Annotated in this window: 12 protein-coding genes and 3 pseudogenes; 5 read left to right on the top strand and 10 right to left on the bottom strand. The window is 59.6% G+C overall.

The genetic code is table 11. The annotated features are described in order from the left end of the window. Positions 1 to 25: 25 nt before the first annotated feature. Entirely contained in the window at positions 26 to 523 is a 498-nt protein-coding gene (ybeY, locus tag ACZ1HK_RS10455) for an rRNA maturation RNase YbeY (protein ID WP_472628669.1), read from the bottom strand. Between the two features lie 147 nt (positions 524 to 670). On the opposite strand from ybeY, the gene ACZ1HK_RS10460 reads away from it, so the two are divergent. Then, positions 671 to 814 (top strand): hypothetical protein, encoded by a 144-nt coding sequence (locus ACZ1HK_RS10460; protein WP_472628670.1) that lies wholly within the window; start codon positions 671 to 673, stop codon positions 812 to 814. 9 nt (positions 815 to 823) lie between these two features. On the opposite strand, the gene ACZ1HK_RS10465 is transcribed toward ACZ1HK_RS10460, so the two are convergent. From ACZ1HK_RS10465 to ACZ1HK_RS10475, 3 genes are all read right to left on the bottom strand, one after another. Then, a complete protein-coding gene (locus tag ACZ1HK_RS10465; protein WP_472630818.1) occupies positions 824 to 1,837 on the bottom strand; it encodes a PhoH family protein in 1,014 nt (337 codons plus the stop codon). 228 nt (positions 1,838 to 2,065) lie between these two features. After that, the gene (locus ACZ1HK_RS10470; protein WP_472628671.1) at positions 2,066 to 2,431 is read right to left on the bottom strand and encodes a hypothetical protein; all 366 of its coding nucleotides are present in this window, start codon (positions 2,429 to 2,431) and stop codon (positions 2,066 to 2,068) included. A gap of 19 nt (positions 2,432 to 2,450) precedes the next feature. After that, the gene (locus tag ACZ1HK_RS10475; RefSeq protein ID WP_472628672.1) at positions 2,451 to 3,026 is read right to left on the bottom strand and encodes an OmpA family protein; all 576 of its coding nucleotides are present in this window, start codon (positions 3,024 to 3,026) and stop codon (positions 2,451 to 2,453) included. Positions 3,027 to 3,501: 475 nt separating this feature from the next. Between ACZ1HK_RS10475 and ACZ1HK_RS10480 the strand changes: the two genes are divergently transcribed. After that, positions 3,502 to 3,828: a hypothetical protein gene (locus ACZ1HK_RS10480; RefSeq protein WP_472628673.1), complete on the top strand. Its 327-nt coding sequence runs from the start codon at positions 3,502 to 3,504 to the stop codon at positions 3,826 to 3,828. 40 nt (positions 3,829 to 3,868) lie between these two features. On the opposite strand, the gene miaB is transcribed toward ACZ1HK_RS10480, so the two are convergent. Further along, positions 3,869 to 5,185, bottom strand: coding sequence for a tRNA (N6-isopentenyl adenosine(37)-C2)-methylthiotransferase MiaB (gene miaB / locus ACZ1HK_RS10485; protein WP_472628674.1), 1,317 nt, complete (start codon positions 5,183 to 5,185; stop codon positions 3,869 to 3,871). Positions 5,186 to 5,328: 143 nt separating this feature from the next. Here miaB and ACZ1HK_RS10490 point away from each other — a divergent pair, with 143 nt between their 5' ends. The 3 genes and pseudogenes from ACZ1HK_RS10490 to ACZ1HK_RS10500 all read left to right on the top strand — a co-directional run bounded on the left by ACZ1HK_RS10490 (position 5,329) and on the right by ACZ1HK_RS10500 (position 7,791). Then, a complete protein-coding gene (locus ACZ1HK_RS10490) occupies positions 5,329 to 6,207 on the top strand; it encodes a hypothetical protein (protein ID WP_472628675.1) in 879 nt (292 codons plus the stop codon). 98 nt (positions 6,208 to 6,305) lie between these two features. Further along, positions 6,306 to 6,629, top strand: a pseudogene (locus ACZ1HK_RS10495) (calcium-binding protein); the annotation flags it as partial. A gap of 1 nt (position 6,630) precedes the next feature. Next, positions 6,631 to 7,791 carry a Hint domain-containing protein gene (locus ACZ1HK_RS10500; RefSeq protein ID WP_472628676.1) on the top strand — a complete coding sequence of 387 codons (1,161 nt, stop codon included), beginning with the start codon at positions 6,631 to 6,633 and terminating at the stop codon, positions 7,789 to 7,791. Positions 7,792 to 7,846: 55 nt separating this feature from the next. On the opposite strand, the gene ACZ1HK_RS10505 is transcribed toward ACZ1HK_RS10500, so the two are convergent. The 5 genes and pseudogenes from ACZ1HK_RS10505 to ACZ1HK_RS10525 all read right to left on the bottom strand — a co-directional run bounded on the left by ACZ1HK_RS10505 (position 7,847) and on the right by ACZ1HK_RS10525 (position 13,427). Continuing rightward, positions 7,847 to 8,311, bottom strand: coding sequence for an Hsp20 family protein (locus ACZ1HK_RS10505; RefSeq protein WP_472628677.1), 465 nt, complete (start codon positions 8,309 to 8,311; stop codon positions 7,847 to 7,849). A 143-nt stretch (positions 8,312 to 8,454) separates the two neighbouring features. After that, positions 8,455 to 9,195: a trypsin-like serine peptidase gene (locus ACZ1HK_RS10510; protein ID WP_472628678.1), complete on the bottom strand. Its 741-nt coding sequence runs from the start codon at positions 9,193 to 9,195 to the stop codon at positions 8,455 to 8,457. Positions 9,196 to 9,376: 181 nt separating this feature from the next. Next, positions 9,377 to 10,704, bottom strand: a pseudogene (glcF, locus tag ACZ1HK_RS10515) (glycolate oxidase subunit GlcF). A 12-nt stretch (positions 10,705 to 10,716) separates the two neighbouring features. Beyond that, a pseudogene (locus tag ACZ1HK_RS10520) lies at positions 10,717 to 11,900 on the bottom strand (FAD-binding protein); the annotation flags it as partial. An 81-nt stretch (positions 11,901 to 11,981) separates the two neighbouring features. Beyond that, positions 11,982 to 13,427, bottom strand: coding sequence for an FAD-linked oxidase C-terminal domain-containing protein (locus tag ACZ1HK_RS10525; RefSeq protein WP_472628679.1), 1,446 nt, complete (start codon positions 13,425 to 13,427; stop codon positions 11,982 to 11,984). Between the last annotated feature and the right edge of the window lie 33 nt (positions 13,428 to 13,460).

The raw sequence follows: 13,460 nt of genomic DNA on the forward strand, positions 1-13,460 counted from the left end.
AACCGGGCCAGAATTGCCCGTGCCTCTAATATGGGTCAGGGACCCCCAGTGTGGCAAGTATACGTGTTTCAAAGCCTTCCATCAGCGCGGCATCTTCGTCGGTTTCGTGGTCGAACCCAAGGCAATGCATAAGCCCATGCACGATCAGATGGGTGGTGTGGTGAACGAGCGATTTGTTGCCTTCACGGGCCTCACGCGCGCAGGTCTCGAAGGCCAGCGCGATATCGCCAAGCTCCGCAGGTGGGCTGCTTGGGTCAGTTTGCGGGAAGGTCGGCATCGCGCCCGATGTGGCAGGCGCGCGATCTTCTGCAGGCCACGAGAGGACATTTGTAGGCGTGGGCTTGCCGCGAAAATCTGAATTCAGCTTTGCGATCCTGGCGTCACTCGCGGCCAGCACCGACAGAGCGCAATTATCAGGGTTCAGCGAAAGCGCCTCAAGGGTCGCAGTCGCAGCATCCGCAACGAGTGCTTCCAGATCGAGCGCCTCCCAAGCTGGGTCTTCAATGAGAATGTCCAATTCCATGGGCTTCGCATAGGCCAAGCCCTTTCAATGGGCAATTGTCCTCATGCGGCGACAGCAAACATGGGAACTCGAAACAAGACGCCAAACTTCTGCCCCATTGTTTCGGCATTGGGGACAAAACCACAAAATTGATGAGGCAAAGCACCTATGGATAGCATCCCTCTATCCCTAATGACCTTGGGCGACGCCATCGGCGTCACGGTCGCTGACAACCCGATCCTTCTGGTCTTGGGGATCGGATTGGCGACTGCCATCTGGCGTTTCAGTGGAAAACCAAAACAGCCGGAATGAGCCGCCCGCTCAGCCCTGTGGCGCGTCCTTATCATAGGCTTCGATGATCTTGGCGACCATCGGGTGGCGCACGACGTCCTTGGCCGTGAAGTAGTTGAAGCTGATGCCGGAGGTCCCCTTGAGGATGCGCTCAGCCTCGCTAAGGCCGCTCGTGACCCCGCGGGGCAGGTCGACCTGAGATCGGTCGCCCGTGATCACCATCCGGCTGCCCTGCCCCAAACGGGTCAGGAACATTTTCATCTGCATCGAGGTTGCATTCTGCGCCTCGTCCAGCACGACATAGGCATTCGAAAGCGTCCGACCGCGCATGAAGGCGAGCGGTGCGATTTCGATCGTCTTTTCCTCGATCAGCTTCGCCAATTGCTTGCCAGGCAGGAAATCGTTCAGCGCGTCGTAGAGCGGCTGCATGTAGGGATCGACCTTGTCCTTCATGTCACCGGGCAGGAAGCCAAGCCGTTCGCCGGCCTCAACCGCCGGACGGCTAAGAATGATCTTGTCGACATGGCCGCCCATCATCTGGTTCACGGCGACGGCTACGGCGAGGTAGGTCTTGCCGGTGCCAGCCGGGCCGATGCCGAAGGCGAGTTCGTTCTGGAACAGCGCACGGACATAGGCTTGCTGTGCCTGGGTCCGCGGCTCCACCGTTTTCTTACGGGTCCCGATCTCAAGATCGCCGCCCTTGAACATCTCGATCTGGTCGCCGTCGCGCACGCCGGTGCCTTCATCAGAACCGCCAAGGCGAACGGCGGCGTCTATGTCGCCGGGTTCGAGGGATTTGCCGGACTCGACCCGGTCGTAGAGAGCCTGAAGGATATCGGCGGCGTGGTCGCGTGCCTCGCCCAGAATGGCCAGCGCATTACCGCGTCGCAGGATATGGACAGATAGCAGGTGCTCGATCTGCGCGAGGTTGCGGTCAAACTCTCCACAAAGCTCGATCAGAAGCCTGTTGTCGGGGAATTCGAGAAGGCGTTCCGAAGAATCGCTGGCAACTGGGGTTTCGCTGGAGGGGTCTGGATGAGGCAGCGGATTGATTGCCAAGGAAAACTCCGGTCAAGGCGTGCGCACCCCGGACCATCCGGAGTGTCTGGCTAGTCTGAGTCCGACCCCGCAAGGCCCACCTTGTCCACCGTCGATCTGCGATTGTCACCAATATTTCGTATGCGCGCGGGTGTGACCCGCCACACCTGCCTCATTTGCAAACAAAACAGGCGGCCCCAACGGGGCCGCCTGCAACATTGCCAAATCGGCAAATTAGCGAATGCGTGGCACGCGATCCGGGATGCCTGGGCTGCCGGAGCTGTAATCGCCGACGATCGAGCCCGGAGGTGCGGGCTGGGTGCAAACCGGCAGACCCGAGCGTGGGTCAAGGCGGCGCGACCAGTAGCCCTCAAGACCATCGTCGATCATCCAGATGTGACACCCGTCCGGATCAATGAAGATACCCGCTTCAAGCCGCGACAGCGAACCTGCATCGCGGCCCCGGTCTTCACCGATGGCAATGACGGGCGGCTCACCGTTCGGGCCGACGCGGGCCGCGGTCGTGCCTTCGAAGCTTTCGACGCAGCCCATCAGGGCAAGCGGCGCAACAGCCAGAAGGGGAAGTTTGAAAAAGCTCATCTGTTTGTCCCTTTCCGGTTCAGCGGTAGCACACGATTTCAACGCGACGGTTGCGCGCCATGTTGGCAGCACTGTCGTTCGGTGCAACCGGGCGGCGTTCGCCATAGCCGATCTCACGCGCAACGCGCGCGCCGACCGAACGTGCGACGTTTGCCACGGCTGCAGCGCGACGCTCACTCAGGCGGATATTGTATTCGTCCGACGCGCGGCTGTCGGTATGGCCGTAGATGGCGTAAGCAAACGCACCGGCACCTTGGAAGAACTGCTGAAGGTGCGCACGACCGGACGAGGTAAGCCGCGCACTGTCGGTGTGGAACATCGTATCCGTGTTCGCCACGCCGCACGGGTTCACGTCCAGGCAAACGGGCATGCCGTTTTCCGGGTTCACGCGACCCTCCATATATCCTTCGATACCACCGTCTGCCACCCAGTGCAGACAGCCATCGGGATCAACCCAAAGGCCGGGCTGAACCTGGCCGCTTACGATGATCTGTTGTTGTGCAGCTGCCGGGGTTGCGAGGGCAAAGAACGCCCCTGCAACCAGGGCCGTCGCACCAATCGCACCTTTGAGTGCGCGAGTCAGAGTGTTGATCACACCTGCATCCCCCTGTTGTTCCGATTCTGCCGACCTTGCCTGCGCAAGTTTCGGTCGTTCAAGTTTCCCTCGCGGCAGTTTTCGAGCGGCTTGGCAGCACCATTTCTGAAAACGCCTTAGATTACGGCACGATAGCACCTTATCCACACATGGGAAGGGGTTTAATCGCGTATGAGTTGCCTAATCGGAAACAGCAACGGGCCGATTCGGCCATTTTTTCGCGCCAAGCGACGCACGTTCCGATTTTTGCGTTACACCAAGGTCTGGAGCCACGCCTTCAGTATTGGACTCGGAAACAATCCACCGAATCGAGACGAACTGTAGACCAACCAGCCGAATCTTAACCTTTTGGTAAGATGTGATGCGCGTTTCCTTCGCTGCCATGCTACCGTGATCGCGTTCTGGCCGTGATGTTTCGTCTGCCTTCGGGGAATTAGCCCTGAGCATCGCGGCCCGTATGATTGGGGGAACAGGTATGTTCAAAAACTTTGCACCCGCCGCAATCTGCGGCGCACTTCTGGTTGGCGCATCCATGCCGGCCGCTGCCACCACCTATGAATATCGGATGGTGGTCAACACCGTCCACGTCACGGTCAGTTGCTTCCGTGGCCCATTCTCCGAGGTCATTTGGGATCGGCCAAACCCGGTGTTCATCGACAGTCTTGTCAGCGCTGGCTACACCTTCCCGGAAGCCCACGCCATTGGTGAGCGGGTGTGCCGTGATCCGTCAACCGTGGATCGGCCTGATGCGGCCGTTCAGGTCATGTACCAGATCATCGCTGAAAACCCGCCGGGTCGGTAATACACCGCCCCAGGCCCAGATCTTTGAACACCCGCCTGGTCTACACCAGGCGGCCACGGAGGGAGTTTGAGCGGCTCTCGACAATCTCGACAGGGGCGATCTTGCCACGCAGGTCTGACGGTCCATCAACGTGGACCGCATGCAGGTATTCAGATTTCCCAACCATCTGCCCGGGCTCGCGTCCTGACTTCTCGAACAAGACCTTTACCTCGCGCCCGACCATGGCATCCTGAGTGGCCTTTTGCTGCTCACCCAACAGCTCTTGCAGCCGTTGCAATCGCGCGCTGGCCTCGAGCTCCGGCACTTGGCCGTCACGCTCCATTGCAGGCGTGCCAGGACGTGCCGAATACTTGAAGGAATAGGCCGTGCCATAGCCCACCTGCCGCACCAGATCGAGCGTATCTTCGAAATCCGCGTCCGTCTCACCCGGGAAGCCCACGATGAAATCGCCAGACAGGTGCAAATCGGGGCGCACGGCGCGAATACGTTCGATCAAACGCATATAGTCATCGCGTGTGTGCTTGCGGTTCATCGCCTTCAGGATTTTGTCGCTACCCGCCTGCACCGGCAAATGCAGGTATGGCATCAGCTTGTCGCAATCGGCGTGGGCAGCAATCAGGTCATCGTCCATGTCGTTGGGATGGCTGGTGGTGAACCGGATGCGGTCAAGCCCATCAATCTTAGCCATTTCACGGATCAGCCGCGCAAGGCCCCATTCGGCACCATCCGCCCCTTCGCCGTGGTATGCATTCACGTTCTGCCCAAGCAATGTGATCTCGCGCACGCCAAGCTCAACCAGCGCCTGCGCCTCACCCATCAGGCGCGCAGCGGGGCGGCTAACTTCAGCTCCGCGCGTGTACGGAACGACGCAGAATGAACAGAACTTGTCGCACCCCTCCTGCACTGTCAGGAAGGCCGTGGGCCCGCGCGTTGTGCGCAACTTGGGAAGATGGGCAAACTTGTCTTCTTCCGGAAAATCGGTGTCCAAAGCTTTTTCGCCCTTGTCGAGCGCTTCCATCATCTTGGGCAGGCGATGGTAGGTTTGCGGGCCAACCACCAAATCGACCATGGGCTGACGCCGCATAATCTCTTCGCCTTCTGCCTGCGCAACGCAGCCCGCGACCCCGATCTTCAGATCCGGGTTAGCCTCACGCAGGGGACGGAACCGCCCGAGTTCGGAATACACCTTTTCCGCTGCCTTTTCGCGGATGTGACAGGTGTTAAGCAGGATCATGTCCGCCCCATCGGGGCTATCGACCTGCTCATATCCTTCGCCGCCCAACGCTTCGGCCATACGCTCGCTGTCGTAGATGTTCATCTGGCAGCCATAGGTCTTTACGAAAAGTTTCTTTTTCATAAGCAGTGCGCCACCCCGAGGTGTAAGAAAAACTCAATCGCGCCCATGTATCGTGAGCCTGCCCCCGCATCAACCAACGCTTCAATTGCAAATGATGCACGAGGCAGGCATTTTGAGGAAAAGACAGTGCGAGCAGACACCAAATGGAATTTTCGAGCCTGAGCGACTTCAAGGGTGCTGCGGCCTCTTCCCTGGGGAAGGGTCCGTATGCCGTGTTGATCGTTGAAGACCGGGTGGAGTTTCAGAGCTCACTCGATCATCTGCAATCGCTCGGCTTTGGCGCAATCCTGATCGTTGCGCCCGAAGAACTTACCGTGCCCGGCGCCCCGTCAGACTCAAAGAGCAAGCAACATGTGATCCGGCATCCGTCGCGCAAGCCTGGGGCAACGGAAGACGTGGTAAACGCCCTCATCGAAAAGGTGCCCGGTCAGTGGATCCATTATTGCTACAACGGCGAATACCTTTTCTTCCCCTTCTGCGAAGACCGGACGGTGGGCGAGTTGGTGACATGGGTAATGGAGGAACGTCGCGAAGCTGTCCTGACCTACGTCATTGATCTTTACGCAGGCGATCTGACGGCCCATCCAAACGCCGTCGACCTCGATGGCGCACTTCTTGACAGCTCGGGCTACTACGCAGACACGCGCAAGGGTGGTGTGGATGGCGACGATGTCATGGAACGGCAGCTCAACTTTTACGGCGGCCTGCGCTGGCGGTTCGAAGAGCATGTCGCAAAGCCAAAGCGCAAGATTGATCGGACCGGCCTGTTTCAGGCCAAACCGGGCCTGAAGCTGCGCGAAAATCACACGCTGTCCGACGAAGAAATGAACACCTATGCCTGCCCCTGGCACCATTCGCTTACGGCGTCGATCTGTTCGTTTCGGGTCGCCAAGGCATTGCGGACCAACCCCGGATCGCGCCACGACATCAGTGATTTCCGCTGGCATAAATCGACCCAATTCCACTGGTCGTCGATGCAGTTGATGGAGTTGGGCCTCATGGAACCAGGTCAGTGGTTTTAGACTAAAATTAAGGGCACTTTGGATTTCATCCTTTACCGCAATTTATTCGGATTGCGGGAGCTTCCGCTCGTATTTCCAATGCGAGAAGAGGCTGGGTCATGGCCACGATCAATGGCACAGGTGGCGACGACACCCTAAACGGCACGTCAAGCAACGACACGATCACGGGCGACGGTGGGAACGACAGCATAACCGCTGGCGGCGACGGAGATTCCGTTGACGGTGGCTCGGGCAACGACACCATCCGTGGGGACGGCGGCAACGACACGATCCAGAGTGGCGAAGGCGACGATTCCATCGACTCCGGAGCAGAAAACGACTCCGTGGACGCGGGTGAAGGCAATGACAGCGTTTTCGGAAGTGGTGGAGCCGACACGATTGACGGGGGCACAGGTGACGACACGCTGCGTGGCGGAAGCGAGAATGACTCGATCCAAGGTGGCGAAGGTCAGGATCTCGATCGAGGGCGGTTCTGGTCAAGACACAATATCAGGCGGTGCGGGAAACGACTCGATTACCGGCAACGACGATGCAGACTCAATTCAAGGCAATGCCGGCGACGACACCATCGACGGCGGAAGTGGCACCGATTCCATCGAGGGGAACCGTGGGCAGGATTCCATAAGCGGTGGAAACGACAGCGATACCATCCACGGCTACAACGACGACGACACCATTCGCGGCGATGCGGGCCAAGACAAGCTTTATGGTGGTACAGGCGACGACGTCATTGATGGCGGTGCGGATGTCGACACCATCGAAGGTGGTCAGGGCAATGACACCCTCACAGGCGGCGACGGGGACGACACCTTCGTAATTCGCGACGGCCATGGCACAGATGTCATCACCGACTTCGCACCCGGCAAAGACAAAATCGCCTTTGATATGTCTGAGATGAATTCCTACTCTGACGTGCTTGCGCGCATGACGGAAGATGGTGGAAACACGGTCATCACGTTTGACGACGGCGATAGCGTCACTTTGCAGGGCGTTTCCAATGCGTCGCTATCGAGTTCGGATTTCGCGTATTCAGCTGGCCCTGTCTGCCTGATGGAAGGCACGCTGATCCAGACGGAACGCGGGGAAATTGCTATCGAGGCATTGCGGCCCGATGACATTATCTGGACCAAAGATCACGGGTGGCAGGCCATCCGGATGGTGACGTTCGAGCGGATGAAATTCAAACATCGCGATGACCCAGCAAAACCGATCCTGATCCCGAAAGGCGCCTTGGGCCAGGATGCGCCAAAGACCGATCTCATCACCTCTCCGCAGCACAGGATTCTGCAGGTCTATCCAAAGACTGGCCGCGAAGTTCTCGTCCCTGCCGTAAAGCTCATTGGGCGCAACGGTATTCGACGGATGCGGGGCAAGAAGTCGGCGCATTACTTGAATATTGTGATGGAACGCCACTCGATCATTCAGGCTGCGGGATGTTGGGTCGAATCCCTACTGGTGACCTCTCGCAGCCTCGAGCGGCAAGGGGCGGCTGCGCGCAGGTTGATGGATCACTGTCGCAACATGAAGCCCGCACGACGCATTGAAGACAATGGGGTGCGGCCAAGACGGTTGCGCAGGGCATGATACAAAATGGGCGGCCCAAAGTGGGCCGCCCAAAGCAAAGCGATGTCAGGAGCGATTAGGCTTCGACGGTGTCCGCCTCGATTGCCTTGGCACCGCTGGTTCCAATCTCGATACGGCGTGGCTTGAGCGCCTCAGGCACCTCGCGCACCAGATCGATATGGAGCATTCCGTTCTCCGCAACAGCGCCCGTCACACGGACATGATCAGCAAGCTGGAAGCGCTTTTCAAACGCACGGGTCGCGATGCCACGGTGCAAGTAGGTGCGCTGCTCGGCCTCGTCTTTGTCTTTTTTCGCAGCGATCACCAGCTGATGCTCGCGCTGCTCGACGCTCAGATCAGCCTCGGAAAACCCCGCAACGGCAACCGAGATGCGATACGCATTCTCATCGGTCTTTTCGATGTTGTACGGCGGGTAGGAATTGCCTCCGGCATCCTGCGTCAGCACACGGTCGAGCATGTCTGCGACACGATCAAAGCCAACGGTTGCACGGTAAAGCGGTGAAAAATCATAAGTGCGCATGGGTTATCCTCCATTGAGCGACAACGATATGGATGGGCTGCCCTGTTCTAAGGCGCAGGCCCGTTTGCGATGAATGCCGGCCCGCTCAGCGGCGCCGACTACGTAGATGTGGGAAGCGATTTTGGGGCTTTCAAGCCCCCGAATTACGGTCTCACAAAACGAGCGCCAATCCCGTCGCGGGTGTCGTTTGAGGGTGAGACAAAGCTGGTCGATCCGCCAAATGTTGTGAAGGTTGCCGTCGGTCCGGCGGCGTTCATCTGATCCATGAGAGTTTCAAGCTGGCCGTCCAGCATCACGGCGAGGGAGATGTCTTCCCCATCCGCCTGTCCGCTGGCTGACATGACGGCAATGACTTGTGCGCGTCCTTGGTTAACGTAAAGGACGGGCGCACCCGACGTTCCTTGCGCAACCTCGCAACTAAGCGACCTCACCGAACCTTGCCGGGCCAAAACCTCGCACCCTTCCTCGATGGATGCGTAAGCCGCGCGATCCTCGCCATACGACACTACGGTCACGGCTCCGTCGGGGACACGCGTTTCAGCGGCACCGATATGTGGAATCGTCGCCGGTGAGATGGGCTGGCGCAATTCCAGCAGGGCCAGATCGCGCCCAATCATCTCAATCTCTGGTCCACGCTCATGGCGGTAGCCGGGCATGACAACGGTGCGGCGCACCTGGCGGATGGATTCCGCGCGCCCATTCCTCAATCCGGCAAGGAAGGTGAGATTTTCGGCATCAATCGGCGCGTGCGTTTCGGGATGATACACGCAATGCGCCGCCGTCAGAACAAGGTCCGGCGCGATCAGAGTGGCCGAGCAGAAAGAGACACCGGTATCGAGCCGTCCAACGGCTCGCCATTGGCGTGCCTCTGTCGCACTTGCCATGTCACGCAGCCCACTTTCCCCGTCGCCTGGCCGCACTTGCGGCAGAACCTGCGCCGAAAGCGGGATAGCTAGAAGACACGCGACAAGGGCAAAGTACACGCGGTGCATTGGCAAACTCCGAAATAACACTTCGGCCGGAGCTAACCGTTAACCGGGGCGAAAATATGACTGCCGCCAGGCGCTAACGCAACATCGGAACCGCAGGGTCTTCCCGGCCACGATCGAGTGCTGCGGGCCGCGGACCGCCGGTGGCCCAATCCAAAAGTTCGACCGTATGGACGATGGGGATCTCCGATGCAGACCCAATCTGCATCATGCATCCGATATTCCCTGCAGCGATGATATCGGGTCTCGTAGCCTCCAACGTCTCAACTTTGCGGGCCTGAAGCTGTTTCGAGATTTCTGGCTGCATCAGATTGTAAGTGCCGGCACTTCCACAACACAGGTGGCTGTCAACAGGCTCCATAACCTTGAAGCCGGCGCGCTTCAGCAGATCCTTCGGAAACGTTTTGATCTGCTGGCCATGCTGCAGCGAACAGGCCGCATGGTACGCGACGCGAACCCCTCCCCGCTTTGCATAACGGCGCTTTCGGGCAGCAACTCCATCAAGACTTCACTGACATCCTTCGCAATGGACGCAACCGCTGCCGCGTCTTCCGCCAGGTCCGCATCCTCGCGGAACATATGCCCGTAGTCCTTCACGGTCGTGCCGCATCCGGAGGTATTGATCACAATTGCATCCAGTCCCTGCCCTTTCATTTCATCCGCCCAGGCGCGGATGTTCTTGGCAGCTGTCGCGTGGCTTTCCTGCGTTTTTCCCATGTGATGGGTCAGCGCCCCACAGCACCCCGCACCCTCGGCCACAACGACCTCGGCGCCCAATCGGGTCAACAGGCGGATCGTGGCATCATTGATGTCGGTATTCAGGGCTTTCTGAGCGCACCCTGTCATCAAGGCGACGCGCATTTTCCGCTCGGCCACGGGAAAGACCTGCGGGTCGTCGTTCCGGCTGACGGGCGGGATGTATTTTGGCGCCATCTCAAGCATCGCGCGCAGCCGCGCGTCCGGCATCATCCAGGCGAACGGCTTGCCAATCTTCGCCCCCAGAAGCGCCAGACGAAACCGCGTCGGGTAAGGCAGGATTTGTGCCAGGGTCCAGCGCAGGACCCGCTCAAAGAAGGGCCGCTTGTAGGTCTGCTCGATATACTCCCGCGCGTGATCCACGAGGTGCATGTAATGCACGCCGGACGGGCAGGTTGTCATGCAGGCGAGGCATGACAAGCATCGGTCGATATGCTTGACGGTCTTCTCATCCGCCGGACGCCCATTCTCCAGCATGTCCTTGATCAGGTAGATGCGTCCGCGCGGACTGTCCAACTCATCGCCCAGAACCTGATAGGTTGGGCAAGTGGCTGTGCAGAACCCGCAATGCACGCAGGTCCGGAGGATCTCATTGGACCGCGCCGTGGCGGCATTTTTCAGCTGCTCCGGTGTGAACGTCGTCTGCATCGTTTCAACCCCCATCAATCCGGCATTCAGTATGCCGCGTGGATCGAACTTCGCCCGCAGCCCCGCCGACAATCGGGCGACACCTGGGGCCTCCGGTTGGAACGCGTTGACCTGGCTTAGAACGGCATCGGGCGCCTTGAACAAGCTTGCGTGGCCGCCGGTCTTCGTGCCGCACATTTGCTGAAGCGAATTGTGGAACGCGATGATGCCAGCCTCTGCGCTCATCTCACCTGTCGCCAACGCCTGCGCGGCTTCAACGGCTCCGTCGTGGCTCAGGCGCACCCAGGCCAGCCCCCGGCCCAGTCCAACCGATAGTCGAAGTGAACTGACTGGCTGGCACCCGCCAGAAATGTCTCAACCATGTCCGACGCCTTCATCGAAATGCGCCAAACCGCGGCAGACCCCTCGGCAAAGTCCGTCACATCGCGCAGGCGCGCCCACAGCGCAGCGGAGGCTTCGGGGCTATCAATCACTGTGATATCACTGCCGATCAGAGCTGTGAGTTGCTTCACGCGGTAGTCGACTGAGCCTTCCAGCCCCTCAACCCGGATGTACGCAGCTTCGCCCGGCACATAGGCCGCCCCGTTCACATCGAACGGAGAGGTCATGGCCTTCGTCATCACATCAAGCGCGGCAGAGGCGGAATTCACCTCAACCGCAATCGTCGCCCCGTTCAGCTTCGGCAACACCTTGAAGGCAACCTCGCTCATCACACCCAAGGTGCCCCAGGAGCCTGCCATCAGCTTTACCAGATCGTAGCCTGTGACGTTCTTCATCACGCGCCCACCGTTCTTGATCACGGCGCCTGCGCCATCCACGAACCGCACCCCAATGAGAGAGTCGCGGCACGCCCCCGCCTGTAGCCGCCGAGGGCCGGATGCATTGGCCGCCACAACGCCGCCAATCGTCGAAGTCCCATCGCGCCCCAAAAGGCCGCCCATCTGCGGCGGCTCAAACGGCAGCATCTGTCCTTCACCCGCCAGCAGCGCCTCAATCTCAGCCAACGGCGTCCCGGCGCGCGCAACCAAGGTCAACGCACCAGGCTCGTACAGTTCAACGCCGGCCATACCAGCCATAGTCAAGACTTCTCCCGGAGCGGCAGTTCCGATGGATCGCGTCCCACCGCCCACCACGCGAAGCGGGCCTTTGGCATCCGCCACCATGTTGGCCAGTTCGGCCTCATTCGCGGGGCTCAACATCATGCCCGTCCCTCTTTGTTCCAGAAATATGCTGGGGGAGCGCGAGGGGGTGAAACCCCCTCGCATTGGTCGACGCCGTCAGGCGGCGAAATCCTTCTCTCGGCGCTCTTGCGACACATCCAGCGGGAAGACCTTGGCGGGGTTCAGCAACCAAGCCGGGTCAAAGACATCCTTCACCCGCATCTGCGCCTCCATATCCGCGTCTGTGAATTGCGCGCCCATCAGATCGCGCTTTTCGATCCCGACACCATGCTCACCCGTCAAGCAACCGCCCACCTCAACGCAAAGCCGCAGGATATCCGCTCCACACTGCTCGCAAAGCTCAAGGTCTCCGGGCTTGTTGGCATCAAACATGATCAGGGGGTGCATATTCCCGTCGCCAGCATGGAACACGTTGCCCACATTCAGCCCATATTTCGCGGAAATCTCCTCGATCCCCTTCAACACACGCGGCAGTTCGCTGACCGGGATGGTCCCGTCCAGGCACATATAGTCCGCGACCTGCCCGACGGCGCCAAACGCGCTTTTGCGGCCAAGCCAGATGCGACCAGCCTCCTCTGCCGTTTCTGCTTCGCGCAATTCTACCGGGTTATGGGACCGCGCAATCTGCTTGATCAGACCAAGCTGCGTGTCAATTTCGGCCTCGCTGCCCTCGACCTCGACGATCAACAGCGCTTCGCAGTCCGGGTAGCCCGCTTTCGCGTGCCGTTCGGTGATTTCAAGGATGGGGCGGTCCATGAACTCAATCGCGACGGGCAGAACCCCCGCCTTGATGATGTCACTGACACAAGCCCCAGCCACTTCATTGGAGTCGAACGCGATCAGCACGGGCCGCGCCCCTTCCGGCTTGCGCAAGATGCGTAGGGTGGCTTCGGTCACTACACCCAACTGCCCCTCGCTGCCGCAAATCAGACCAAGCAAATCGTACCCGCCAGAATCCAGATGCGCGCCACCGATCTCGATCACCTCACCTTCCATCGTGACCATCGTCACGCCCAGAAGGTTGTTCGTGGTCACACCATATTTCAGGCAGTGAGCGCCGCCGGAATTCATCGCGATATTGCCGGCAATCGCGCAGGCAAGCTGCGAAGACGGATCCGGCGCATAGAAGAAGTCTTCGGCCTCCACCGCGCCGGTGACCGACAGGTTTGTCCGCCCCGTCTGCACGCGAATAATGCGGTTGTCGTAGTCCGTTTCCAACACCCGGTTCATGCGGGCCACGCCCAGAATAACCGAATCCGCAGTCGGGAGGGCCCCACCAGCAAGTGACGTGCCAGACCCGCGCGGCACGACGGGCACCCCTTCCTCGTGGCAAATCTTCAGCGCTGCGGCGACCTCTTCAGTGCTGCTTGGCAGGATCGCCGCTAGCGGCGGGCATTTGTACGCTGTCAGCGCGTCGCATTCATAGGCGAGCGTCTCAGCCTCATCATGGATCACAGCCGATTTCGGAAGCACCTTCTGGAGCCGCTCAACAATGCGAGATTTACGCGCCAGAACACTGGCATCGGGCTTGGGCATTTCCATCGGCGTTTCTCCTCAGGCAATCGAATTGGTAAA

The organism is Gymnodinialimonas sp. JB5-7, from assembly GCF_055693405.1.